Source organism: Actinomyces culturomici, assembly GCF_900499005.1.
Lineage (GTDB): Bacteria > Actinomycetota > Actinomycetes > Actinomycetales > Actinomycetaceae > Pauljensenia > Pauljensenia culturomici.
On sequence record NZ_LS991316.1, the window covers coordinates 1,235,263 to 1,260,904 of the forward strand.

Consider the following 25,642-nt stretch of genomic DNA (forward strand, 5'->3'; position numbering starts at 1 on the left):
CGGCATCGGTGCCGGCGTCCATGCGGCTGTCGCCGTGTCGAACGGCAGTAGCGTATCTCAACTTTATCCACTTTGGATGAGATCTAGCGCACACTCTCGCATTCGCGACCGTCCCCCGAACGACTAGAATCGCCTGAGCAGGCGAAAGGCGGGCGATGAACGCAGCGAACACGGAGGACTCCCTCCCGCGCGTCGGAGACGCCCCGCGCCCCGAGCCGGGTGCGCCGGGGAGCGCGGCGCCCGACGGGCGGACGCGCTACGCGAACGGCGAGCGCCGACGCGCCGAGATCGTCGAACGGGCCTCGCGGATCTTCGCGGAGCAGGGCTACCAGCACCTGTCCCTGCGCCAGCTCGCCGATGCGATCGGCGTGAGCCACGCGCTCCTGCGCCACCACTTCGGCACGAAGGACGCGATCCTCCAGGCGGTCCTCACCCGCCGCGAGGACGCCGAGCGCGATTGGCGCGCCGACCTCTTCGCGCGCTTCGGCCTCCTCGACGCCCTCCCGAGGGTCATGGCGCACAACGCGACGATCCGCGGACTCATCCACCTCGATGCGGTCCTGCGGGCCGAGGCCATCAATCCCGATCACCCCGCCCACGACTACGTCGTCGCACTGGGCCGGCGCTTCCGCCGCCAGCTCCTCGCCGACCTCGAGGCGGAGCGGGCCGCGGGGCGCCTGCGCGACGATCTCGACCTCGAGATCACCGCGATCCGCATCATGTCGCTCATCGAGGGGGTCCAGATGGAATGGCTCCTCGACCCGAGCGTCGACATGGCGGCGGTCGTCTCCGCCTTCGCGGACCAGCTCCGCGCCTGATCACCACTGATTTCAACGCCCGAAGAGCACCCTTCCCCCTCCACCGGGCGACGCTTCCGCCGGACGGGGATTTCGCGCGGAGCCATTGACAGCACCGCGCAGGAGCGCCTACGGTCTCGCTCGACCCCCTCAAATGAAACGGTTCATTAGAGATCCGGAGGACACGATGACGACTCCCGCACCCGTAACCGGCGCCCTCGACGCGCTCGAACCCGAGCCCGTCGACCCGATCGGCCCCCTCTCCGCGCCCTCCCGACTGCGCGCGGATCGACTCCCCGCGGGCGCTGCGCTCGGCGCGACGGGACCGATGCCGAGGCTCTCGTGGGAGATCGCCGCCGCTCCCGCAGGATGGTCCCAGGCGCGCGCCGAGGTCGAGGTCCGGCGCATCGGCGCCAACGCCACCGCGATCGTCGAGGAGGCCGTCCTCGAGGGCCCCTCCCCCCTCTTCCGCGCCTGGCCCTTCGCCCCCCTCGCCTCGCGCGAACGGGCGGAAGTCCGCGTCCGCGTCTTCGGCGAGGAGGGCGCCTCCTCCGCCTGGTCCGAGCCCCTCGTCATCGAGACCGGCCCGCTCGACCGTGACGACTGGAGCGCTCGTCCGATCCGCGCCCGCGGCAACGCGAGGACCGACCCCGCCCCCGTCCTCGTCCGCCGCTTCACCGCCCCCGAGGACGCCGCCTCCGCCCGGCTCCACATCACCGCCGGAGGCGTCTACGAGGTCTTCCTCGACGGCGAGCGCATCGGCGCCGACCAACTCGCGCCGGGCTGGACGGAGTACCGGAACCGTCACCTCGTCCAGACCCATGACGTCCCGCGCGCCGTAGAGGCGGGCGAGCACGAGCTCGCGATCGTCCTCGGCAACGGCTGGTACCGCGGCCACCTCACCTGGGCGAAGCGCGAGGCCGTCTACGGCGCGGAGCTCTGGGCCCTCGCCCAGCTCGAGATCGCCCGCGAGGGCGGCCCCGACCTCGTCATCGGCACCGACGCGACGTGGGGCGCCCGTCCCTCGAACGTCGTCGCCAACGATCTGTACGACGGCCAGACGACGGACTTCACCCGCCCCGACCTCGGGGATCCCGGGGAGGAGACGGGCGTCGAGGAGCTCCCACTGCCCGACGCCGCGCTCGCGCCGACGACCCTGCCGATGCCCCGCGTCATCGGCGAGCTCGCGCCCACCGCGATCCTCACGACCCCCTCCGGCAAGCGGATCGTCGACTTCGGCCAGAACCTCGCCGGCCACGTCCGCCTGCGCGCGCACGGCGATCGCGGCGCGGTCGTCGTCCTGCGCCACGCGGAGGTCCTCGAGAACGGCGAACTCGGCACCCGCCCCCTGCGCGGCGCCGAGGCGACGGACCGGGCGATCCTCTCCGGCAGCGACGACGAGTTCGCCCCCTCCCTCACCCAGCACGGCTTCCGCTACGTCGAGGTCGAGGGCTTCCCCGGTGACGACGCGCTTCTCGGGGCCTCGATCGTCGCCCGCGTCGTCTCCGCCGACCTCGCGCGCACCGGATGGTTCGACTGCTCCGACGCGCTCGTCGCGAAGCTCGCGGAGAACACCCGCTGGTCCGAGATCGACAACTTCCTCTCCGTGCCGACCGACTGCCCCCAGCGCGACGAGCGCCTCGGCTGGACCGGCGACATCGGCGTCTTCGCACCGACCGCCCTCGACTTCGCCGATGCGGGCGCCTTCCTCGCCTCCTGGCTCGAGGACCTCGCATGGGCGCAGACCCCGGACGGCGCCCTCCCCGTCGTCTCGCCCGACGTCCTCGACGGCACGAAGCTCACGAGCGCGTGGGGCGACGCGATCGTCTTCGTCCCGTGGGCGATCTACGAGGCGACCGGCGACGCGAGCGTCCTCGAGGCGTCCCTCCCGGCGATGAGCCGCTTCGTCGACGGCGTCGCCGAGGTCGCCGGCCCCGCGCGCCTGTGGCGCGGCGGCTTCCAGTTCGGCGACTGGCTCGACCCCGACGCCCCGCCCCAGGACCCCGGAGCCGCGAAGGCCGATCCGGACGTCGTCTCGACCGCCTACTTCGCGCGCAGCGCCGAACTCACCGCCCGCTCGTGGCGGATCGTCGGCGACGAGGCGAGGGCCGAGCGGTACGGACGGCTCGCGGACGAGGTCCGGAGCGCCTACCTCGACGCCTACGTCACCGCCGACGGCCTCGTCCTCTCCGATTGCGCGACCGTCTACGCCCAGGCGCTCGCCTGGGGGCTTCTCGACACGGAGCGGCGCCGCCTCGGCGCGGGCACCCGCCTCGCCGACCTCGTGCGCCTCCGGTCCTTCCGGATCTCGACGGGCTTCGTCGGGACTCCCCTCGTTCCGGCCGCGCTCGTCATCGGCGGGCAGGCCGCGACCGCGTCGCGCCTCGTCCTCGAGAAGGAGTGCCCGAGCTGGCTCTACCCGGTGACGATGGGCGCGACCTCGATCTGGGAGCGCTGGGACTCGATGCTCCCGGACGGATCGATCAACCCCGGGGAGATGACGAGCTTCAACCACTACGCGCTCGGCGCCGTCGCCCACTGGCTGATCTCCGACCTCGCGGGCCTCGGACTCGCCGCCCCCGGCGGCGCGGAGCTGCGGATCGCCCCGCAGGTCGGCAACGGCTTCACCTCCGCGCGCGCGACCCGGCGCCTTCCCCTCGGCGTCGCCCGCTGCGCGTGGAGCCTCGAGGGCCGGCGCCTTCGCGTCGAGGCCGAGGTCCCGGTCGGCGCGAGGGCGACCCTCGAGCTGCCCGGCGCCGAGGCCGAGACCATCGGCCACGGCCTCCACGTCCGCGAGCTCGATCTCCCGGCCGCACCCGAGACCGAGATCCTCACCGTCCGCGACCTCATCGACGACGAGGACGCGTGGGCGAGGGTCGTCGCGGCGGTGGCCGGAACGCACGGCGCGTACATGCGCGATCCCGCGTCGACGCTCACCGGATTCCTCAAGAAGGAACTCGACACGACCGCGCGGGTCGTCCCGGGGGCCGCGACGATGTACGGGTTCATCCCCGGGATGGAGGCGGCCGCCGCCGCGCTCTCGACCGTCATCGACGAGGTCGCGCCGCGCGCGCCCGAACTCCCCTCCGCCCAGCGCGGCTGAACGGGGAGGCCCGGTCGAATGACCGGGCTCGAGAACGGACGTCGGCCCGGCCCCAACGGGGCCGGGCCGACTCTCACATGCGTCCGGAGGCCGCGGCGAGCAGCGTCGCGCAGACGGCGCCGGCGGTCGAGGAGCGCAGGACGTTGCGGCCGAGGCCGACGAGTTCAGCGCCCGCGTCCTCGAGCGCCCCGACCTCGTCGGGGGAGATTCCGCCCTCGGGTCCGACGACGATCGCGAGCGCGGTCGCGCCGCCCATCGGTCGGTTCGCGAGGATCTCGGACAGGCGCGTCGTCGCCTCCTCGTGGCAGACGTAGACGCGCCCGCCCTCGCCGATGAGCGAACGAGCGAAGGTCGCGAGGGCGCGTGTATCGACGAGCGGGCCGACCTCGGGAACGCGCGCGCGGCGGGCCTGCTTGGCGGCCGCCCGCACGACCGACTCCCACTTCGCCCGGCCCTTGTCGGCCTTCGGCCCGGCCCAGCGGACGATCGCGCGGTCGGACTGCCAGGGGACGACCTCGTCGATCCCGATCTCCGTGCACGTCTCGATCGCCTGCTCGTCGCGCCCGCCCTTGGCGAGGGCCTGAACGAGGAGGAGGCGCGGCTCCGGTTGCGGCTCGACGACGACGGAGAGGACCTCGAGGTCGAGGCCCGACTTCGCGGCGTCGACGACGACGCAGGTCGCGCGAACGCCCGCGCCGTCGGCGAGATCGAGCTCCTCTCCCGCTCCGATCCGGCGGACGGTCGCCGCGTGGCGCCCCTCGTCGCCGCCGAGCGCCACGCGCTCCCCCGGTTCGAGGGAGGCGAGGTCGAGGGAGGGGTCGGCGAGGAAGACGGGCCGGGTCACTGGCCGGCGAGCTTCTCGCGGAGCTTCCCGAAGACGCCCTGGTCGCGCTTCTTCGGCTCGAGGCGGACCTCCTTGCGCAGCGACGCGAGCTCCTCGAGGAGCTCCCTCGCGCGCGGGTCGAGCTTCTTCGGGATCTCGACGTCGATGTGGACGTGGAGGTCGCCGCGCCCGCTCCGCTGGAGGCGGCCGACACCGCGGTCCTCGAGGACGATGTCGGCGTTCGGCTGCGTGCCCGCGGGGATCGTCACCGTCCGCGGGCCGTCGAGCGTCGAGAGCTCGAAGTCCGTGCCGAGGGCGGCGGTCGTCATGGGGATCGTGATCCACGTGTGGAGGTCGTCGCCGCGGCGGTCGAAGGTCTCGTGCTTCTTCTCGCGGATCTCGAGGTAGAGGTCGCCGTGGGGGCCGCCGCCGGGGCCGACCTCGGCCTCGTTCGCCACGCGGATGCGGGTCCCCTCGTCGGCGCCGGCGGGGATGTCGATGGTGAGCGAGCGGCGCGAGCGGACGCGGCCCTGACCGGAGCACTCGTGACAGGGGTGCTCGATGATCGTCCCGTACCCCTGGCAGGCGGTGCAGGCGCCGCGCGACTGCATCTGGCCGAACATCGTGTTCTGGACGCGCGTGACGACGCCGGAGCCGCCGCAGGTGCGGCAGGTCGTCGGCGACGTTCCGGGCTCGCACATCGTCCCGTGGCAGGCGTCGCACGCGATGTACGTCCCGAAGGAGACGGTCTTCTTCGCGCCGAAGGCCGCCTCCTCGAGGGTGATCTCGACGCCGACGAGCTGGTCGGCGCCGCGACGGGTCCGCGAGGCGGGGCCCGCCGCCGCACCGGAGAATCCCGAGAACATCGCGTCGAAGATGTCGGGGAATCCGCCGCCGGCGAAGGGCGAGCCACCGCCGCCGCGCAGCGCGTCCGGACCGCCGAGGTCGTACATCCGGCGCTTCTCCGGGTCGGAGAGGGTCTCGTAGGCGACGGAGAGCTCCTTGAACGCCTCCTCGGACTCCGGGCCCGCGTAGTCGGGGTGGAGCTGGCGGGCCTTCTTCCGGTAGGCCTTCTTGATCTCGTCCTGGGTCGCCTCGCGGGAGACCCCGAGGACCTCGTAGTAGTCGTTCACTCGCACTCGTTCCTGATCGGGGTGGTGAGAAGGGAGGGCCGGGCCTCACGGGCCGGCGCGGGGAGGGGGACGTCGACGGGGCTCATCGGGTGAGGAACCTCGAGAGGTAGGCGGCGACGGCGCGGACCGACGCCATCGTCCGCGCGTAGTCCATGCGCGTCGGGCCGACGACGCCGAGGTGGGCGCGCGATTCGCCGCCGCTCACCGGAGCCCGGTAGGTGCCAGTGACGACGGAGGTCTCCGCGAGGGCGTCGTGGGGGTTCTCCGCGCCGATCGTCACGTGGACCTCGTCGTCGACCCCGAGCTCGGCGAAGAGCCTCATGAGGACGACCTGCTCCTCGAGGGCGTCGAGGACGGGGACGATGTCGCGGAAGTCGACGGCGCCGCGCGCGAGGTTCGACATTCCGGCCATGACGATGCGAGAGCCCGCATCGGGGGCGAGGAGGTCGATGACGGCGTCGATCACCGTTCCGGCCGCGTCGCGCGCCGTCGGCCCCTCGTCTGCGGTCATGGGGAAGGCGGCGAGGAGGTCGTTGCGCCGGTCGACGAGTTCGTCGGCGGTGAGCCCGTGAGCGGCGTCGTTGAGGCGCTCGCGCAGGCCCGCGATGGTCTCGGGGGCGATGGGCGCCGCGAACTCGAGGGTCCGCTCGTCGACGCGGCCCGTCATCGTGACGACGATGACGAGGAGGCGCGTCGGGGCGAGGTCGAGGACCTCGACGCGGCGCAGCGCCTGGCGGGCGAGCGTCGGGTACTGGACGACGGCGACCTGATGGGTGACCTGGGCGAGAAGCCGGACGGTCCGGGCGACGACGTCTTCGAGGTCGGCCGAATCGGCGAGGAAGGCCTCGACCGCGTGTCGCTCGGGGGCGCTCATCGGCTTGAGCGCGGCGAGGGAGTCGACGAAGACGCGGTAGCCCTTGTCGGTGGGGACGCGTCCCGCGCTCGTGTGGGGCTGGTAGATGAGCCCGGCCTCCTCGAGGAGGGCCATGTCGTTGCGGATCGTCGCAGAGGAGACGCCGAGATCGTGCCCCTGGGCGATGACCTTCGATCCGACGGGCTCGCGGGTGTGGACGTACTCGGTGACGATGGCGCGCAGCACGTCGAGCCTGCGGTCCCCGCTCATGCGCCCTCCTCCGAGCGATCCGCCGGGATCTGGCACTCCCGGTTCCTGAGTGCCAAGCCTACTCCCCCATCGCGCGGCGGGCCCGCTCGGGCCTAGCGGGCGCCGGGCTCCGTGACGAAGTCGATGAGCGCCTCGACGCGCCCGAGGAGCGCGGGCTCGAGGTCGCGGTAGTCGCGGACGGTCCCGAGGATGCGCCTCCACCCCATCGCGATGTCCGCTTGGTTCGCGTGCGGCCAGCCGAGCGCCTCGAGCGTCCCGTGCTTGATGTCGGTGCCCCGCGGAACATCGGGCCAGGCCTCGAGCCCCAGGCGGGAGGGCTTCACCGCCTGCCAGACGTCGACGAAGGGGTGACCGAGGACGAGGACCGCGCTCCCCCACCGCTTCTCGACGGCGGCGGCGATCCGCGACTCCTTCGAACCGGCGACGAGGTGGTCGACGAGGACGCCCGCGCGGGCCTCGTCGTTCGGGCCGAAGACCTCGAGGATCTCCTCGAGGTTGTCGACGCCCTCGAGGAGTTGAACGGCGATGCCCACCTCGGCGAGGTCGTCGCCCCAGACGTGCTCGACGAGCTCGGCGTCGTGCCGTCCCTCGACCCAGATGCGCGAGGCTCGGGCGACGCGGGCGGGCCCCTTCGGCGCCGCGATCGACCCGGAGTTCGTCACGCGCCGCCCGCCGGGGGTCGTGAGGCCCGGCTCCGCCGCCGCGGGGCGCGGGATCGGCGGCAGGGCCTCGATCGGCCGTCCGTCGAGCCAGAATCCGCCGCCGAGAGGGAAGGAGCGGGTCCGTCCGCGCCGGTCCTCGAGCTCGACGAGGTGCATGCCGCCGGACTTCTCGACGCGGACGACGGCGCCGACCCAGCCGGTCGCCACATCCTCGAGGACCATTCCGATCTCGACAGGCACGCGCGTCGAGCGCGGCCTGCGCGCATTCGGGCCCTCGCGATGAGGATCGCGCCCGAGGACGTCGGCGCCGTAGGGGTCGAAGTAGGCGTTCGGCTCGTTCACCCGGCCACCCTAGGGGCGCGCGCCCCGTCCTCGTCGAGGGAAACGCCGCCCAACGCCGAACCGCGGTCGGCCGCGGGTCCTCCTCCGCGCGGTCGCCCGGAGGATCGACGAGGCCGGGGGCGCGCCTGAAGACGACGGCGCCCGGCCCCTTGCGGGACCGGGCGCCTCGAGCGAACGCGTCGATCAGTCGACCGAGTCCTTGCGCATGCGCGTGTAGAGGTAGGCGATGACACCGGCGAAGAGGAGCCCGCCGATCCACTGGGCCGCGCCGCCGAAGGACGCCGGGACGATCGCGAGGGGCGCGTCCTTCCCGGAGAAGCCGACGATGCCCGCGTAGACGACGCCCCAGAGGGACTCGCCGACGATGAGGCCGGTCGCGACGAGCGTACCGAGGCGCTTCGCGCGCTCGGGGTTCGCCTGCTTGTCGGCCCACTTGTCGTGGAGCATGCCGAGGAGCGCGCCGATCGGGATCGTCAGCGTCACCGTCATCGGGAGGTACATGCCCATGCCGACCGCGAGGCCGGGGAGGGAGAGGTTCTTCGTCGTCCGCTTGAGGACCTCGTCGATGATGATGACGACGACGCCGATCGCCGCGCCGATCCCGAGGAGGCCCCAGTCGAGGTCGCCGCCGAAGACGCCCTTGATGAGATCCGAGATCAGCGAGGCCTGCGGGGCGGCCAGGGCGTTCTTGCCCGCGTCCGGCGCGCCCTGGAAGCCGAAGGCGGTCTGCATGAGGTTGAGGACCGGCGGGATGATGACCGCGCCGAAGCCGACGCCGATGACGAGGGCCACCTGCTGCTTCCACGGGGTGGCGCCGACGAGCTGACCGGTCTTGAGGTCCTGAAGGTTGTCGTTCGAGATCGTCGCGATGCCGAACACAACGGCCGCCGTGAAGAGCGTGTAGGCGACGAGCGCGGAGAGCTGATCGCCCGAGACCGCGCCGTGCACCGCCTTGACGACGAGGGCCGCGGCGATCGCGACGATGATGCCGACGCCGGAGATCGGCGAGTTCGACGCGCCGATGAGGCCGGCCATGTAGCCGCAGACCGAGGCGACGGCGAGGCCCGTGAGAAGGATGAAGAGGATCGACACGAGGACGAGGCCGAGGGCGCCGTGGGCGATCGCGGTGTCCTTGAGGAAGAGCCAGAGGAGCGCGCCGATCGGGAGCATCGAGGCGACCGTGACGCCGATGACGACCTTGCCGGAGAGGTCCTGCTCGGTGAGCGGGACGGTCTCGCCGGCCTCGCGCTTCGCCGAGGAGGCGAGGGAGTCGCGGATGCCGCCGATGATCGGGCCGAGGAGCTTGAGGAGCGTCCACACGGCCGCGACCGCGATCGCGCCCGCGCCGATGAGGCGCACGTCGGAGCGGAAGATCCCCGAGACCGTGTCGGCGAAGGTCGCAGGGTCGGAGACGTGTCCCCAGGTGCGGATCGGGAGGAGCACGCCGTGGGAGATGAGGAGGCCGATGATCATCGCGATGCCGACGCCGATGCCGACGAGGTGCCCGACGCCGATGAGCGCGAAGGAGAGCGATGCGGAGAGCATGGAGCCGCCGGCGCCGACCTTGAAGACCGTGCCGAGCTCGGTCGCGACCGCCTGGAGCGAGCCGAGGATCGCGAACCCGGCCGAGGCGATGCCGCCGCGGATGATCGCGAGGAGGCCGCGACGCGACTCCTCGACGCCCTCGTTCGTGTCGCCGACGCGGAGGACCTCGGCCGCGGCGACGCCCTCGGGGTACGGGAGGTCGGAGTGCGTGACGAGGGCGCGGCGCAGCGGGATCGAGTACATGACGCCGAGGACGCCGCCGAGGGCGATGACGGCGACGGACTCCCAGTACGGGAAGCCCTGCCACCAGCCGACCATGACGAGGCCGGGGAGGACGAAAATGATCGCCGAGAGCGTGCCCGCCGCCGAGGCGATCGTCTGGACGATGTTGTTCTCCTGAACCGTGTGGTCCTTGAAGTAGCGGAGGATCGCCATCGAGATGACCGCCGCGGGGATGGACGTCGCGAAGGTGAGGCCGGCCTTGAGACCGAGGTACACGTTCGCGGCGGTGAAGATCAGGGTGATGAGCCCGCCGATGAGGATCCCTCGGAGCGTCAGTTCTTTGACGGAGGTCCCGGCGGGCCGCGTGTTCGACAACATAACGGCTCGTTTCTTATGGAATTGACCGCGAACGAGTCTAGCACCGGGGGCTAATCCGCAGGAAAACGGGCCTTCGCACGACGGGGGCGCCCGGTCCTCACGACCGGGCGCCCCCTCGTGGCGCGTCGCGCTCGGGCTCGCGGGGAGCCGGGCGCCGCCGCTCTCAGGCGCCGTGCTCGGCGGCCTCGGCGGCCATCGCCTCCTCGTAGGTGACGTGCACGGTGCCGTGCGGGTGCTCGGGCGGCGCGTAGATCGAGTAGACCTTGAGCGGCTCGTCGCCGATCGCGGTGACGTTGTGCCACGAGCCCGCGGGCACGAAGATCGCGTCGTCGTCGGCGGCCTCGCACTCGAAGGAGAGGTCGTCCTTCGCGGGCCCCATCTGGACGAGACCGCGACCGGACTCGATCCGGAGGAACTGGTCGTGATCCTCGTGGACCTCGAGCCCGATGTCGTGACCGGGCTGGATGCACATGACGGTGAGCTGGAGGTTCTTCCCCGTCCACAGCGTCGTGCGGTAGTTCGTGTTCTCCGTCGTCGCCTGCTCGATGTCGATGACGTAGGGATTCGGTCCGTGATCCTCGGACATGGCGGTCCTCCTCGACTGACCGGCCCGGGCCGGGCGCCTCGGGCCCTCCCCTCCAGGGTAGGCGCGCGCGGCCCTTCCCGCAGGTCCACGGCGCGCGCGGGAGCCATCGGGCCGGCCGACTCGACGAGCTCTCGTCGACTGATCGAAAGGACCCGGTGGGGACGACGGGTCAGAACCCCATGAGCTCCCGGGTCGCCCGGTCCGCGAGGAGCCTCCCCCGCAGCGTGAGGAGGATCCGCCCGCGCAGCGCCGCCGCGGGGTCGACGAGGCCGTCGGCGATGAGCCCGGCGACCGCGCGGGGCTCGGGCACCTCGTCGATCCCGATGCCCTGAGAGGTCCGCACGGCGAGCATCACCCGTTCGAGGGCGCGAGACTCCTCGTCGAGGACCTCCCCGGCCGCTGCGGGGCTCAGCCCCGCGCGGAGCCTCCCGGCGTGCGCCCCCGGATGCTTGACGTTCCACCAGCGGTAGCGCCCGACGTGCGAATGGGCGCCCGGACCGAAGCCCCACCAGTCGTGGTCGCGCCAGTACGCGAGGTTGTGCCGCGATGCGCGCGCGAGTTCGTGGGCGGGAACGCCCTCCTCCCCGGGTCCCGGCTTCGCGAAGTTCGAGATCTCGTACCACCGGTATCCCGCCCCGCCGAGCGCGGCGTCCGCGGCCTCGTACTTCGCGGCCTCGTCGTCGGGATCGGGGGTCGGAAGCTCCCCGCGGGCGACGGCCGCGCCCATCCGCGTCCCCTCCTCGACGACGAGGGCGTAGGCGGAGACGTGACCGGGCTCCATGTCGAGCACCGCGTCGAGCGAGCGCCGCCAGTCGTCGAGACTCTCCCCCGGCGTCCCGTAGATGAGGTCGACGGAGGCGGCCAGGCCCGCCGCCTTCGCGGCGGCGACCACCTCGGGGACGCGCGCGGGGTCGTGGGTGCGATCGAGCGTGCGGAGGACCTCCGGGACCGCCGACTGCATGCCGAAGGAGATCCGCGTAGCACCCGCCTCGGCGAGCGCCTCGAGGATCCGGGCGTCGACCGTGTCGGGGTTCGCCTCGATCGTCACCTCGGCGTCCTCGTCGATCCCGATGACGTCGCGCAGCCGGGAGAGGATCTCCCCGAGCTCCGCGGCGTCGAGGAGCGTCGGCGTCCCGCCGCCGATGAAGACGGTGCTCGCCGACCGCTGCGCCCACGATGCCCCGGCGAGGACGCGGGCCGCGAGCTCGGCTTCCGCGCCGATCGTCGCGGCGTAGGAGCCGGGCTCGGCCCCCTCGCCGAAGCCGACCGTGTAGGTGTTGAAGTCGCAGTACCCGCACCTCACCGAACAGAACGGGACGTGGACGTAAAGGCTGAGTGGACGGCCCGAATCCGGTTCGGCGAGCGCAGCGTCGAGCGCGCCGTCCGAGGGCCAGGCGATGCCCTCGGGCTGGGCCGGGCTCATCGACGTCCTCCTTCGCTCCCGATCGCGGGCATGGGCCGCGAGTCCGAGGCGATTCTCGCGCACAGCAGGCCGAGGAGCCCGGTGACGATCGCGAGGACCACGAAGACGGGGCGCCAGGATCCGGCGGCGTCGTGGACCGCGCCGATCGCCGTCGGCCCGATCGCCGCGAGGCAGTAGCCGACCGTCTGGACGAGGGACGAGACATCGCGATTCTGCTCGACCGTCGTCGTCCTGCGGATGACGAGGGTGAAGAGGGCGCCGAAGAAGGCGCCCTGCGCGAGCCCGCCGGCGATCGACCAGGCGAGCCACCCGGCCGGGGCGAGGAGCATGCCGAGCGGCATGACGATCCACATGCCGGCGATCGTGAGGAGGATCCTCCGCGTCGACCAGTGGAGGGGACCGAAGGCGAGCGGGAGGAGGAGCGGACCGACCATGCCGAGCAGGTGGAAGACCGAGCCGGCGAGGCCCGCGTTCGTCGCGTCGAGATGGAGTTCGTCGGCGAGGATCGAGGGGAGCCAGGCGGCGAGCGAGTAGTAGCAGAAGTTGTGGGCGCCGAAGGCCGCCGCCATGAGCCACGCCATCGGCCAGCGGGTCGCACCCGTCGATCGCGAGGCCGTCCGGCGCGCGGGGGCGGGTGCCGCACGCCCGGCCCGCGCCGCGATGCCCGCCCGAAGGCCGTCGCGGCGGCCCGAGTAGAGGAGCATCCACGCGACGAGCGCGAGGAGCGGCGGGAGGACGCCCCACAGGGCCGCAGCCCCCGTCCAGCCGAGCGCCGCCGCGAGGGGCGCGGCGGTCGCCGTCGAGATCGCGATGAGGATGTCGAGGGCCGTCGCGTAGAGGGAGGTGACGAGCGCGGTCCGCGACTTGAAGTCGCGGCCGATCACCATCGGCGCGACGAGATTCCCGATCGTGATCCCCGCGCCGAGGATCGCCGTGCCCGCGAAGAGGGCGGTCGGAGACCCCGCTGAGCGGAGGAGGGCGCCCGCGGCCATCGCCGCGAGCGCGATCGACGCGCCGCGGGTCACGCCGGTGCGCGCGAGGAGGCGCGCGGCGAGCGGCGTGAGGACGCCGAAGGCGAGGACAGGGATCGAGGTGAGGAGCCCCGCCTGGGCGGCGCTCAGGCCCGTCGCCGAGCGGACGAGCGGGATGATCGGCGGGAGGACCGTGATCGGTGCGCGCAGCGAGGCGCAGAACGCGAGGAACCCCGCGAGGACGATGCCGAGGGCGAGGCGCCGCGAGCGCGGCGAAGGAGTCGCGCTCATCGACCGGTCACGGGCTCTCCGGACTCCCCCGCCCCGCCGGCGGGCTCGGACTGCGCGGAGACGGGCGCTGCGCCCGGCGTGCGCGGCAGGCGCACGGCGACGAGGTCGTGGGCGCGCCTGCCGGCGTCGATCCCGCGCGTCTCGAAGTGCGTGACGACCCTGCCCGCGAAGCGCGGGGCGAAACCGCCGCGCGCGGGCTCGGGGTCGGCCGGATCGGGGCGCTCCCCCGCGTAGGGGTTCTCGAAGAGGTCGCACGCCTCGACGACGTCGCGCATCTGCCAGGCGTAGTCGTCCCAGTCGGTCGCGAGCCTCCAGATCCCGCCGTCGACGAGGACGCGCGCGACCTCGGGGGCGAAGGCGTCGGAGACGAGACGTCGCTTGCGGTGGCGGGCCTTGCGCCACGGATCGGGGAAGAAGGTCCACACCTCCTCGGCCACCGCGTCCGCGAAGACGATGGGGAGCGCGAGCTGCGCGTCGGCCTCGACGACCCGGATGTTCTCGACGCCCGCCGCCACGGCCTTCGAGACGAGCTTCGCGATGCCGGGCACCCACACCTCGAAGGCGAGGTAGTCGCGCTCGGGATGGGCGGACGCGGACTCGACGATCTGCTCGCCGGTGCCCGAGCCGATCTCGATGGTGAGCGGCGCGACGCGCCCGAAGAGTTCGGCCGGATCGAGCCGGACGGTCTCGGCGACGGTCGTGTACCCGATCGCGCGCTCGACCTCGACGACGTAGCGTCCCGCGTGCTCGTCCCAGGTCCGCTTGAGGTTCCCCGGCAGTTCGCGGGTCCGGCGCGTGAAGGACTTCGTCCGCGCGAGGTAGACGGCGCCGTCCGGCGCCTCGCCGGGACGGCTCGAGCGCTCGGTCATCGAGGTGTCACTTCTTCCCGGTCGGGACGTCGGAGGTGAGGGCCGCGATGAAGGCCTCCTGCGGGACGTCGACCCGACCGATCGATTTCATCCGCTTCTTGCCCTCCTTCTGCTTCTCGAGGAGCTTGCGCTTGCGGGTGATGTCGCCGCCGTAGCACTTGGCGAGCATGTCCTTGCGCAGCGCCTTGATCGTCTCGCGCGCGATGACGCGCGCGCCGACGGCCGCCTGCACGGGGATCTCGAACTGCTGGCGGGGAATGAGCTCCTTCAGCCGCTTCGTCATCCGCTGCCCGTAGGAGTAGGCGGCGTCCTTGTGGACGATCGCGCTGAACGCGTCGACCCGGTCGCCGTTGAGGAGGATGTCGACCTTCACGAGGTCCGCGGACTGCTCGCCGCGCTCCTGGTAGTCGAGGGACGCGTAGCCGCGGGTGCGCGACTTCAACTGGTCGAAGAAGTCGAAGACGATCTCCGCCATCGGAATCGTGTAGTGGAGCTCGACGCGGTCCTCGCTGAGGTAGTCCATGCCCTTCATCGCGCCGCGGCGCTCCTGGCACAGCTCCATCACCGTGCCCGTGAAATCGGTCGGCGTGAGGATCGTCGCCTCGACGAGCGGCTCGCGGACCTCGGCGATCTTCCCCTCGGGGAACGCCGAGGGGTTCTCGACGCGGATCTCGGACCCGTCCTCGGCGACGACCGTGTAGACGACGTTCGGGGCCGTCGCGATGAGGTCGAGGCCGAACTCGCGCTCGAGGCGCTCGCGGATGATCTCGAGGTGGAGGAGGCCGAGGAAGCCGCAGCGGAACCCGAACCCGAGGGCGGCCGAGGACTCCGGCTCGTAGGTGAGGGCGGCGTCGTTGAGCTGAAGCCGTTCGAGAGCATCGCGCAGGTCGGGGAAGTCGGTGCCGTCGACCGGGTAGATGCCGGAGAACACCATCGGCTTCGGGTCGCGGTACCCCGCGAGCGGCTCCTCGGCGCCCCGGACGTTCGAGGTGACGGTGTCGCCGACCCTCGACTGGCGGACGTCCTTCACGCCGGTGATGAGGTAGCCGACCTCGCCCGCGCCGATGCCCTCGGCGGGCGTCGGCTCGGGCGAGATGACGCCGATCTCGAGGAGCTCGTGGGTCGCACCGGTCGACATCATCTTCACGCGCTGGCGGGTCTCGAGCACGCCGTCGACGACGCGGACGTAGGTGACGACGCCGCGGTAGGTGTCGTAGACAGAGTCGAAGATCATCGCGCGAGTCGCGCCCTCGGGATCGCCCGACGGCGCGGGGACGACCTCGACGATCCGGTCGAGGAGGTCGGCGACGCCCTCGCCGGTCTTCCCGGAGACCCTGAGGACCTCGTCCTCGTCGCAGCCGATGAGCTGGGCGACCTCGTGCGCGTACTTCTCGGGCTGGGCGCCCGGCAGGTCGATCTTGTTGAGGACCGGGATGATCGCGAGGTCGTTCTCGAGGGCGAGGTAGAGATTCGCGAGGGTCTGCGCCTCGATCCCCTGGGCGGCGTCGATGAGGAGCACCGCGCCCTCGCACGCGGCGAGGGAGCGGGAGACCTCGTACGTGAAGTCGACGTGGCCGGGGGTGTCGATCATGTTGAGGGCGTAGGACTCGTCGCCGACGGCCCACGGCATGCGAACCGCCTGCGACTTGATCGTGATGCCGCGCTCGCGCTCGATGTCCATGCGGTCGAGGTACTGGTCGCGCATGTCGCGCTGCCCGACGATGCCGGTGAGCTGGAGCATGCGATCCGCGAGCGTCGACTTCCCGTGATCGATGTGCGCGATGATGCAGAAGTTCCGGATGCGCTTCTGCTCGGTGCGAGCCGGGCGGATCGTCGCTTCTTGCTCGGGCGTAGGGATCGGCACGTCAACCTCCATCGGGGATACGTCCCCATCGTCCCATCATCGCCGCCCCCCGCGCCAACCATGAGGCGCGAGGTCGGGCACACCGCCCCGCCTCCCGGCGCGCCAGGCGTCAGGCCCCGCCCTCGTGAAGCCCCATCCGCAGTTCGCAGTCGGCGAGGAGGTCGGCGAAGTCCTCGACGTCGAGCGCGTCGAGGACGGGCGGCGGATCGTCGAGGAGCGCCTCGCATTGACGCATCGCACCCTCGTCGTCCCCGAGCTGCAGGGCCGCGGCGATGAGGATCGACCGGCAGGCGAAGACCCTCGGGTGGTGCGGCCCGAGCGCCCGCGCGGCGTCGACGGCGATCTCCTCCCAGCGGCGCACCGCCTCCGACTCCTCCCCCATGAGGAAGAGGATCCGCGCGATCTCGAAGCGCAGGCGCATCGCGCGCTCGTCGTCGGAGCCCCACTTCGCCTCGACGAGTTCGAGAAGCCCCTCGTAGAGGAGGCGCGCCTCGTCGAACTGGCCGTCGAGGGCGAGGGCCTCGGCCAGGTTGTCGCGTTCGGTGAGGAGGAGGATGTCGTCGGCGTCGAGTACCTCGGCCATGTCGACGACGAGGTCGCGGTAGATCGCGACCGCGGCGGCGTAGTCGCCCTGGGACTTGCACGGCATCGCCGAGTTGTTCCGCACGGCCCACGCGAGCTCGGAGTCCCGTCCCTCGTGCTCCTCGACGTCGCGGAGGAGGTCGGGGAACCTCCGGGCGGCGAGTGCGTCGAGTCCGATCCCGCACATCCAGTAGAGCTCGGAGTTGCGCGCGATGAGGACCTCGGTCGCGCACGGCCCGAGGAACGAGGTTCCGACCTCGACCGCGCGGCTCGCGAGCCGCTTGCAGGCGAGCGAGTCCCCGACCGCCCGGTTCCAGTCGATGAGCATGCGGATCAGGCCCATGCGCTCCTCGAGGGGGATCCTGCCCGAATCGAGCTGGCGCATCCCCTCGCGGATCGCCCCCTCGAGGTCCCCGTTCACCGCGAGCCCGATCGCGCGTCCGAGACGATTCCTCGTCTCCGATCCCGATGCGCGCCCCGTCGTCGTCACTCCCATGTCACGCCTCCTTCGACGTCGTCGCCGGACCGTCCGGCGGGGCCCACTCTCGCCGAGGGCGCGGCTGCGCGTGAAGGGCGCCCCGCTCGCCTGTGGACGGAGGGCGGCGCGCGCCCCGGACTGTGGACACTCCGGCGTCGCGGATGCGCGGATCGCGAAGCGCCGGAAGCCGGTTCGGCCTAGGCTCGGGGCGACCCCTCCTCAGGAAGGACTTCCCGTGGCGTTCTCGCTCAACTCCTTCGTCCGTCAGGCGGCGAAGATCATCGCCGATGCGCTCGTCGACGCCGTCGCCGACTCCTTGAAGTCCGGCTCGTCGCGCTCCGGCTCCTCGAGCCGCGCCGACTCGCGCTCGTCGCGCCGCTCGGGCTCATCGCGCCCGACCCCGTCCCGGCACTCCTCGCGGACCGTTCGCGACATCGACGAGGGCGCGGCGGCGGGCTCGCCGGGCCGGTCGATCCGCGAGGTCCCGGTCGCCGAGGCCCTCGCCCACGCCGAGTACGCCCCCGATCCGGACGGGGCGGCGGATCCGGGCGAGGTCGTGTGGACCTGGGTGCCCTATCAGGAGGACGCGACCCAGGGGAAGGACCGTCCCGTCGTCGTCCTCGGACGCGCGAACGGCGGCGTCTACGTCGTTCAGCTCACGTCGAAGGACCACGACCGCGACGCCGAGCAGGAGGCCCGCTGGGGCCGCTACTGGCTCGACATCGGGACCGGCGCATGGGATCCCAAGGGCCGCCCCTCCGAGGTGCGCCTCGACCGGGCCCTGTGGGTGCGGACCGGAGAGGTCCGTCGCGAGGGCGCGACGCTCCCCCGCTCGACGTGGGAGACGATCGTCGGGGCCCTGCGCGACCACGCCTGAACGCGCGACGGTTCGCCCCCGTCCGGGACTCGCGCTCACGGTTTCGAGGGCCCGAGCGCCGCGCGACGTGAGCGCATTCACGCGGTTGCGCACCCGAGGGGATTGGCGCGGCCCCTCGCCGCGCTGGTAATCTTGTCAGTCGGACTCCCAGCCTGGTCGGGCAGGGGGTCTGGTCCGAACCGTTCGAGGATGTCCCCACGTCCCAGTCCCGGTTCAGACACAGCCCTCACCGACCCTGCACGTCAATATCCAAGGAGTTATCCGACTGTGGCGAACATCAAGTCCCAGATCAAGCGGATCCGCACCAACGAGAAGCGCCGTCTCCGCAACCAGTCCGTGAAGTCCGAGCTCAAGACGCTCGTCCGCAAGACCCGCGAGGCCGTCGAGGCCGGCGATAAGGACGCCGCCGTGGAGGCCCTCAAGGCCGCTTCCCGCAAGCTCGACAAGGCCGTCTCGAAGGGCGTCATCCATAAGAACCAGGCCGCGAACCGCAAGTCCAAGCTCGCGCACCGCGTCTCCAAGCTCGGCTGAATCAGTCGTTCTTCGCGAAGGGGCCGCCCCGTTCGGGGCGGCCCCTTCGCGCGTTCGGGCGCGAGGATCAGCCGAGGGGATCGTGCTTCGCTCCCGCGCGATGCCCCGAACGGAGGGGGTGGCGCAGTTGGGCGAGTCGCGCCCGGCGCTCTTTCGCCTCGCGATGACGACGGCGCTCGACGGCCATGCGCCGCTGCCACTGCTGGCTCTCCCGATAGTCGAGGTAGAGGACGTCCTCCCTCAGTCCCTTGACGATCGAGAACATGAGCGCGACGAGGACCACGAGGAACGGGCTGGCGGCGATGATCGTGACATTCTGAAGATTCGAGAGCGCGCCGTCGACGCCGGAGAGGAGGAGCGTGAGCCCGATGAGCGCCGTCACGAGCCCCCAGGCCGCCGACACCCACGGGCTGGCATCGCTCCGACCTCGCTGGCTCATCGACCCCATGACGGTGGAGGCCGAGTCGGCGGAGGTGATGAAGAAGGTCGCGAGGAGCACCATCGCGACGAGGCCCGCGATCGTTCCGCCGGGCAGCGTGTGCAAGAGGTTGAAGAGCTGGGTCTCGGCGCTTCCATCGCCCCAGATGCTGGTGCCGGCGCGTTCGAGGGTGATCGCCGTGCCGCCGAAGATCGCGAACCAGACGACGGAGACCCCTGCGGGGACGAAGAGCACGGTCATGCAGAACTCGCGAATCGTGCGACCGCGGGAGATGCGGGCGAGGAACATGCCAACGAAGGGACTCCACGAGATCCACCACGCCCAGTAGAAGATCGTCCAGCCGCCGAGCCATGCCCCGGCGGTCGCATCGGCGCTCTCGGCGCTACGGCCCGCCATCTCGAAGAACTGGTTGAGATACGACCCGATCGATGAGGGGATGAGGTTGAGCGTGGCGACGGTCGGTCCGAGCACGAACACGAAGATCGCGAGCAGGGCGGCAAGCGCCATGTTCGCATTCGAGAGGAACTGAATGCCCTTGCCGACTCCGCTCATCGCGGAGAGGAGGAAGCAGAGCGTGAGAACGAGGACGATGCCGACGATGACGGTCGTCGTCGGATCCTCGATGAGTCCGGAGGCCCTCAGCCCCGCGCCGATCTGAAGGGCGCCGAGACCGAGCGAGCACGCGGTGCCGAAGATTATGGCGACGATGGAGGCGATGTCGATGAGCCTGCCGAGCCATCCATTCGACAGCCGCTCGCCGAACAGCGGCACGAACGCCTGCGACAGGAGCTGGCGCTGACCGACCCGAAACGTCGAGTAGGCGATCGCGAGGCCGACGATCGCGTAGAACGCCCAGGGGCGGAGAGTCCAGTGGAACATCGCCTGGGCCATCGCGGTCCCGACCTCGTGGGGCGAGTGCCCGGGGACGCCTTCCCGGTGCCCGCCCGGGGATCCTCCTCGTCGTCCACCGCTGGGTCGAGGCGCCGGCCGTCGGCTGACGCCTCGGCGGCGGCGAGAGCCCGTTCCTCCGCGATGAGGCGGGCCTCGTAGGCCGCGGGCTCCTCCGGCGTGCGGGGGTCCGCCCGTCTCGTCTCAACGAGGATCTCGACGAGTTCGGATGCGGCGCTCGGTTCACCGCCTCCGGCCCCTTCGCCCTCGGGCTCATTCGATCGCGGTTCGGATTTCGGCATGCCGGGCGCCTGCGCGGACATGGGTACCTTTCGAAGGGGACAGGACCCTTTGAGGGTAACCCTGGGGCGCGGTCGGCGCAGGGCCGGACCCCGCCCCTAGCGGCGCGCGCGCAGCCGGCACAGCGTGATGACGGCCTTCTCCACTGCCCGCTCGGGGTCGCGCGAGAGTCCCTTCGTCTCCTCGTCCGCGCGCGCGATCGCCGCGATCGCTCCCGCGAGCGACCGGTCGTTCCATCCGTGAAGCTCGCGCCTGGCCCGCTCGACCTGCCAGGGCGCCATGCCGAGCGCCCCGCCCGAGGAGCCGGAGGCGGAGACCTTCGCCATCGCCCGCACCTTGAGGGCGAGCGCGGAGACGAGAGGGATCGGGTCGACGCCCGTCGCGAAGGCGTGGCGCAGGAGCGTGAGCGCCCGTGCGGTGTCCCCTGCGATCGCGGCGTCCGCCACGTCGAAGCCGGTCGCCTCGACGCGGCCGGCGTGATAGCGGTGCACATCGTCGACGCGCACCGTCCCCTCGACGTCGGCGAGGAGCTGGGCGACGGCCGCCATCATCGACCGGAGGTCGGAGCCGAGCGCGTCGACGAGCGCCTGCATCGCCTCGGTCTCCATCCGACGCCCCGCATCGCGGACGTCGGAGCGAATGAGCTCGAGCTTGTCGCGGTCGGACTTCACCTCGTCGGCGGGGATGACGGGGAATCCCGCCTTCGCGATCGCGTCGGTGACCTTCTTGCCGCGGACGTTGCCGCCCGGGTGGACGAGGAGCAGCCAGACGTCGGGTGCGGGCGCCGCGAGGTAGGCGAGGAGGTCCTCCGCGAGCGCGTCCGACAGGGCGTCGAGGTCGAGGATCTGGACGAGCCGCGACTCGCCGAAGAGCGAGGGCGAGGTGAGGACGTCGAGCTGGCCGGCCCGATACGAGGCGGCCTCGATGTCCGTGCGCTCGAGTTGAGGATCGGCCTCGTGCGCGAGGGTGCGGAGCCGGTCGAGGGCGCGGTCGATGAGGAGCCCCTCCTTCCCTTTGATGAGGACGATCGGCGCGAGCTCGATCCGGACCGGCGCGCTCCTGCGCTGCTGCCCCCTCGCGGCCATGGGCTCCTCCTTCGTCGACGCGCCCCCAGTGTGTCACGACCCGCGGGCGCCTCGCGCACGCGCTTCGCGCCGTCAACGCCGGAGGCGCCGGCGAATCCGCCGTCGAAGGAGCGCGACGAGGACGAGGGCGAGCGCCCCGATCCATTCGGCGCGCGTCTCCATCCGCGCGCCCGGGAGACCGGCGAACCCCTCGGCGACCGCCGCGATCCACGCCGTCGGGATCTGGGCCCATGAGGCCACGTGCACCGCCGCGCCGGGAAGCACCGGTGCGAGGAGCGCCGCCGCGAGCCCGAGGAGCGTCGCGGGCGCCACCGCGGGCGCGGCGAGGAGGTTCGCGGGAATCGCGTAGACGGGCAGGCGCGGATCGACGAGCAGGAGGATCGGCGCGGCGAGGACCGAGCACCACGTCGGCACGAGCAGCGCGTCGAGCGACCTCTTCGCGAGGCGCCCCGCGCGGGTGTCGTCGCGCAGATGCGCGCGGCCCCACCGCGAACCGGCGCGCGCGGGAGCAACGACGCCGAAGGTCGCCGCGGCCGACAGGGCGAAGCCGAAGTCGCGCGAGGCCCAGGGGTCGAGGAGCAGCATCGAGAGGACGACCGTCGAGAGGGTCGCGAGGCCCTGGGAGTTGCGCCCGAGAGTCGCCGCTCCGATCCCCGCCCCGGAGGTCGCGGCCGCGCGCAGGACCGGCGGACTCGGTCCGACGACCGCGAGGAAGGCCAAGAGGACGAGGACGAGAGCGATCGACCGGGCGCGCCGCGCCCCGGGCACGAGGAGCGGGACGACGCCGAGGACGATCGCCATGTGCGAGCCCGAGACCGCGGTGAGGTGGCTGAGCGAGGTCGCGCGAAACGCGTCCTCGAGCTCCCGTCCCATCGCCCGGTCGTCGCCGATCGCCATTCCCGGGACGAGGGCGCGGCCCTGATCCGACAGATCGGCGCAGACCTCGACGAGCGCCGATCTCAGCGTCCGCACGGCTCCGCGCCACCCTCCGGGCCGTTCGACGAGGCGGAGCGCCCGCACTCTCATCGTCCCCGCGACCGGGAGCGCCCCGGGGAAGCTCGGATCGATGAGCCCGCGGACCTCGACGACGTCGCCGCGGTGGAGGCGCGGCCAGCCCGTCCCCTGAAGGCGCACGCCGATGGGCGCGCTCGGGGCGAGGGCGGCGCGACCGGCCGACAGAACGGTCGTCGCCACCGCCTCCCCTCCTCCGCCGAATCGTCCGTCGACCGGGGTCGGGTCCCCGTCGAGACGCGCGTCGAGCGTGATGAGGACTCCCTCAGCGGCCGCCCGTGCGGCCCGCGTCCCCTCGAGTACGGAGCGATGCGCGCTCCCGACCGCGATCCCGGCGAGCGCGGCGGCGACTCCGAGGAGGGCAGCGCCCCGCACGAGGCCGCCCGGGGTGAGGGAATGCCGACCGCCGCGAGGGCGGGCACGGCGCAGCGAGACGAGGAGGAGACCGGCGGCGACGACGAGTCCCGCCGCGACCGCGAGGACGAGCGGGTGCCCCGCATCGAGTCCGGTCGCGAGGAGAGTCGCGCCCCATGCGGCGAGGGCCGCGGGCACGAGCCTCCAATCGGACATCGCGGGAACCGGTCCACGGACATCTCGCCTCCTCGTCGGCGCATCCACGCGGTTCATACGCACACCCCCGCTCGGATCCGTTCGACGAGGGCGGGGCCGATGCCCGGAACGGCGTCGAGGTCGTCGACGGAGGCGAAGGGGCCGGAGGACTCGCGGAATCGAGCGATCCTCTCGGCGAGCGCCGGTCCGACACCGTCGAGGCCCTCGAGGACGGAGGGCGGCGCCGTATTGAGATCGATGCAGCTCCTCGCCCCCGTGTCCGAGCCGGGTGCGCCGGAGCCGGAGGGGTCTGCGAAGATCGGTCCCTCCGAGGCCTGCGCCGGTGGGGATTCCCCGATCCTCGGCACCGCGATGCGCTCGCCGTCGACGACGGGACGCGCGAGGTTGAGCGCGTCGAGGTCGGCGTCGGCGGCGGGGCCGCCCGCGGCATCGATCGCGTCGACGACGCGGGAGCCCGCGGGGACCCGGACGACCCCCGGCGAGACCGCCGCCCCCGCGACGTGGACGACGAGCAGGACCGCGCCATCGGATGCGGAGACGTCGGCGCCCGAGGCGCTCCCCTCTTCGGCCTCCGCCGTGGCCTCGTCGACGCCGCCCGGGTTCTTCCCTCCGTTCGCGAGCGCGCCGGACTCCGCGCCCGGCGCCCGTCCGCTCTCGGCGCCGTCGGGCCCGGCGAAGCTCGGCGCCATCGCGCGCCAGAGCCCGACCCCTGCGACGAGCACGAGGACGACGACGAGGACGAGCACGGAGCGCATCGACGGGAGGACGCGCGCGAGGCGCGCCGGCCGCTCCCCCGGCGCCTCCTCGACCGATCGGTACACGGCCCGCGTCAGCCTGCGCACTCTCAGGCGGGTCGCGAGGTCCATGGCGCCGACGCTAGGCGCCGATCCCTTCGGTCGCGCCGGCGCTCGAGTTGGCCTGTGGACGGCCGACGAGCACCGTCTCGCCTGTGGATCTCCTCCGACCCGCGCGCGGTAGCGGCCCCCGCCTCCGACTTCGCCGACTCGATCCGCCCCGCCTACGCCTTCGAGAACCCGGCGATCACGCTCGGCACCGTCCTCGACGGCGGCACGCGCGTGGTCGGCACGACGACCGCCATCCCCCTCGCGATGCTCAACCGCCACCTCCTCGTCGCCGGCACCACCGGCACGGGCAAGACCCGCACGCTCCAGCTCCTCGCCGAGGGGCTCTCGCAGGCCGGCTCCGCGGTCCTCCTCTGCGACGTCAAGGGCGACCTCACCGGCCTCGCGGAGAAGGGGCAGTCCTCCGACAAGCTCCTCGCCCGCACCTCCGCCAACGGTCAGGACTGGGCGCCGGCCTCGTTCCCCATCGACCTGCTCAGCCTCGGCGGCGCGACGACGCAGTTCGAGGGCACCCCCATCCGCGCGACGATCACCGACTTCGGGCCGATCCTCCTCGCGCGCGCCCTCGACCTCAACACGACCCAGGAGCAGGCCCTCCAGCTGATCTTCGCCTGGGCCGATGCCGAGGGCTCGAGCTCATCGACCTCGCCGACCTGCGCGCGGTCATCGGCTTCCTCACGTCCGACGAGGGCGAGGCCGAGCTCTCGACGATCGGCGGCGTCTCGAAGGCGACGGCCGGCGTCATCCTCCGAGCGCTTACGGCCCTCGAGTCTCAGGGGGCCGACGAGTTCTTCGGCGATCCCGGCTTCGACACCCAGGACCTCCTGCGCGCCGCCCCCGACGGACGCGGCATCATCTCGCTCCTCGGCGTCGGAGACATCTCCCAACGGCCCGGACTCGTCTCCGCGGTCATCATGTGGCTCCTCGCCGACCTCTTCTCGACCCTCCCCGAGGTCGGCGACGTCGACCATCCGCGACTCGTCTTCTTCTTCGACGAGGCCCACCTCCTCTTCGCCGACGCGACGAAGGAGTTCGTCCGCCAGGTCGTCCAGACGGTCCGCCTCATCCGGTCGAAGGGCGTCGGCGTCGTCTTCGTCACCCAGACGCCGAAGGACATCCCCGCCGACGTCCTCGCCCAGCTCGGCTCGCGCATTCAGCACGGTCTGCGCGCCGTCACCCCCGACGACCAGAAGAAGCTCAAGGCGACCGTCCAGACCTTCCCCGACACGCCTCTCGCGCTCGACGAGGTCCTCACGAACCTCGGCACCGGTCAGGCGGTCGTCACGGTCCTCGGCGAGGACGGCCAGCCGACCCCGGTCGCGCCGACGTCGATGTGGGCGCCCGCGTCCGTCATGGGGCCCGCGCAGGCGACGACCCTCGCCCTCGTCCGTTCCTCCTCCCCGCTCAACGCGAAGTACGCGACGGAGGTCAACCCCGAGTCCGCCGAGGAGAAACTCGCCCAGCGCAAGGCCGACGCGGAGGCCGCCGCCGCGAAGGCGAAGGCCGAGGAGGAGGCGCGCATCCAGGCGGAGAAGGAGGCCGCCGAGCGCGCGAAGCAGGAGGCGAAGGAGAAGGCCGCGGCCGAGAAGGAGGCCGAGAGGCTGCGCCGCGAGGCCGAGCGCCGCGCCGAGCGCGAAGCGGAGAAGGAGGAGGCGGCGAAGAAGCGCGCCTCCGAGCGCCGCGCCAAGCAGGTCGAGTCCGTATTCGGGCAGATCCTGCGGACTGCCGGTCGTGAGATCACCCGTTCGATCTTCGGGACCCGCAGGCGCTGAGCGCCGGAAATCGAGGGCCCGGGGCGCCGTCCGCATGCGGGGCGGCGCCCCGAACTCATCCCCGCGGGCATTAGGGTGTCCCGGGAAGACTCCCGCTCAACGGAAGGGGCGCGT

General features: G+C 72.2%; 18 protein-coding genes and 2 pseudogenes. 5 read left to right on the plus strand and 15 right to left on the minus strand.

Features of this window, described 5'->3' with window-relative positions; genetic code table 11:
* The first annotated feature begins 155 nt into the window (after positions 1-155).
* Together DY157_RS05465 and DY157_RS05470 are read left to right on the plus strand one after the other, a co-directional pair.
* Positions 156-818, plus strand: a complete 663-nt coding sequence (locus tag DY157_RS05465) for a TetR/AcrR family transcriptional regulator (protein WP_115727579.1) — start codon at positions 156-158, stop codon at positions 816-818.
* A 166-nt stretch (positions 819-984) separates the two neighbouring features.
* On the plus strand, positions 985-3,900 hold the full coding sequence (locus tag DY157_RS05470; RefSeq protein ID WP_218938050.1) for an alpha-L-rhamnosidase: 2,916 nt from the start codon (positions 985-987) through the stop codon (positions 3,898-3,900).
* Between the two features lie 73 nt (positions 3,901-3,973).
* Here DY157_RS05470 and DY157_RS05475 read toward each other — a convergent pair whose 3' ends face one another.
* The 11 genes from DY157_RS05475 to DY157_RS05525 all read right to left on the minus strand — a co-directional run bounded on the left by DY157_RS05475 (position 3,974) and on the right by DY157_RS05525 (position 17,210).
* Entirely contained in the window at positions 3,974-4,744 is a 771-nt protein-coding gene (locus DY157_RS05475; RefSeq protein WP_115727580.1) for a 16S rRNA (uracil(1498)-N(3))-methyltransferase, read from the minus strand.
* Entirely contained in the window at positions 4,741-5,856 is a 1,116-nt protein-coding gene (gene dnaJ / locus DY157_RS05480) for a molecular chaperone DnaJ (protein WP_115727581.1), read from the minus strand. Before dnaJ ends, DY157_RS05475 begins: the two co-directional genes overlap by 4 nt.
* Positions 5,857-5,938: 82 nt before the next feature.
* On the minus strand, positions 5,939-6,979 hold the full coding sequence (hrcA, locus tag DY157_RS05485; RefSeq protein ID WP_115727582.1) for a heat-inducible transcriptional repressor HrcA: 1,041 nt from the start codon (positions 6,977-6,979) through the stop codon (positions 5,939-5,941).
* Positions 6,980-7,071: 92 nt separating this feature from the next.
* On the minus strand, positions 7,072-7,863 hold the full coding sequence (locus DY157_RS05490; RefSeq protein ID WP_407923464.1) for a DUF3097 family protein: 792 nt from the start codon (positions 7,861-7,863) through the stop codon (positions 7,072-7,074).
* A 303-nt stretch (positions 7,864-8,166) separates the two neighbouring features.
* Entirely contained in the window at positions 8,167-10,128 is a 1,962-nt protein-coding gene (locus DY157_RS05495; RefSeq protein ID WP_115727584.1) for an OPT family oligopeptide transporter, read from the minus strand.
* 163 nt (positions 10,129-10,291) lie between these two features.
* Positions 10,292-10,714, minus strand: coding sequence for a cupin domain-containing protein (locus DY157_RS05500; RefSeq protein ID WP_115727585.1), 423 nt, complete (start codon positions 10,712-10,714; stop codon positions 10,292-10,294).
* 169 nt (positions 10,715-10,883) lie between these two features.
* Positions 10,884-12,137: a radical SAM family heme chaperone HemW gene (gene hemW, locus DY157_RS05505; RefSeq protein ID WP_115727586.1), complete on the minus strand. Its 1,254-nt coding sequence runs from the start codon at positions 12,135-12,137 to the stop codon at positions 10,884-10,886.
* The gene (locus DY157_RS05510) at positions 12,134-13,399 is read right to left on the minus strand and encodes an MFS transporter (RefSeq protein WP_115727587.1); all 1,266 of its coding nucleotides are present in this window, start codon (positions 13,397-13,399) and stop codon (positions 12,134-12,136) included. The genes hemW and DY157_RS05510 overlap by 4 nt, the downstream gene beginning before the upstream one ends.
* The gene (gene trmB / locus DY157_RS05515) at positions 13,396-14,268 is read right to left on the minus strand and encodes a tRNA (guanosine(46)-N7)-methyltransferase TrmB (protein ID WP_115727588.1); all 873 of its coding nucleotides are present in this window, start codon (positions 14,266-14,268) and stop codon (positions 13,396-13,398) included. The genes DY157_RS05510 and trmB overlap by 4 nt, the downstream gene beginning before the upstream one ends.
* A gap of 7 nt (positions 14,269-14,275) precedes the next feature.
* The gene (gene lepA / locus DY157_RS05520) at positions 14,276-16,144 is read right to left on the minus strand and encodes a translation elongation factor 4 (RefSeq protein WP_235827075.1); all 1,869 of its coding nucleotides are present in this window, start codon (positions 16,142-16,144) and stop codon (positions 14,276-14,278) included.
* Positions 16,145-16,241: 97 nt separating this feature from the next.
* Positions 16,242-17,210, minus strand: a complete 969-nt coding sequence (locus DY157_RS05525; RefSeq protein ID WP_115727589.1) for a tetratricopeptide repeat protein — start codon at positions 17,208-17,210, stop codon at positions 16,242-16,244.
* Positions 17,211-17,427: 217 nt separating this feature from the next.
* On the opposite strand from DY157_RS05525, the gene DY157_RS05530 reads away from it, so the two are divergent.
* Together DY157_RS05530 and rpsT are read left to right on the plus strand one after the other, a co-directional pair.
* Positions 17,428-18,069: a type II toxin-antitoxin system PemK/MazF family toxin gene (locus DY157_RS05530; RefSeq protein ID WP_235827076.1), complete on the plus strand. Its 642-nt coding sequence runs from the start codon at positions 17,428-17,430 to the stop codon at positions 18,067-18,069.
* 267 nt (positions 18,070-18,336) lie between these two features.
* Positions 18,337-18,600, plus strand: coding sequence for a 30S ribosomal protein S20 (gene rpsT / locus DY157_RS05535; protein WP_115727591.1), 264 nt, complete (start codon positions 18,337-18,339; stop codon positions 18,598-18,600).
* Between the two features lie 67 nt (positions 18,601-18,667).
* On the opposite strand, the pseudogene DY157_RS05540 reads toward rpsT, so the two are convergent.
* From DY157_RS05540 to DY157_RS05555, 4 genes and pseudogenes are all read right to left on the minus strand, one after another.
* Positions 18,668-19,948 (minus strand): annotated as a pseudogene (locus tag DY157_RS05540) (BCCT family transporter); the annotation flags it as partial.
* A 377-nt stretch (positions 19,949-20,325) separates the two neighbouring features.
* Positions 20,326-21,312, minus strand: coding sequence for a DNA polymerase III subunit delta (gene holA, locus DY157_RS05545; RefSeq protein WP_115727593.1), 987 nt, complete (start codon positions 21,310-21,312; stop codon positions 20,326-20,328).
* Between the two features lie 72 nt (positions 21,313-21,384).
* Positions 21,385-22,893, minus strand: a complete 1,509-nt coding sequence (locus tag DY157_RS05550) for a ComEC/Rec2 family competence protein (protein WP_160159460.1) — start codon at positions 22,891-22,893, stop codon at positions 21,385-21,387.
* Positions 22,894-22,946: 53 nt separating this feature from the next.
* Complete coding sequence (locus tag DY157_RS05555; protein ID WP_115727595.1) at positions 22,947-23,759, minus strand: ComEA family DNA-binding protein; 813 nt, start codon at positions 23,757-23,759, stop codon at positions 22,947-22,949.
* Between the two features lie 81 nt (positions 23,760-23,840).
* Between DY157_RS05555 and DY157_RS05560 the strand changes: the two are divergent.
* A pseudogene (locus DY157_RS05560) lies at positions 23,841-25,528 on the plus strand (helicase HerA-like domain-containing protein).
* The last annotated feature ends 114 nt before the right edge of the window (positions 25,529-25,642 follow it).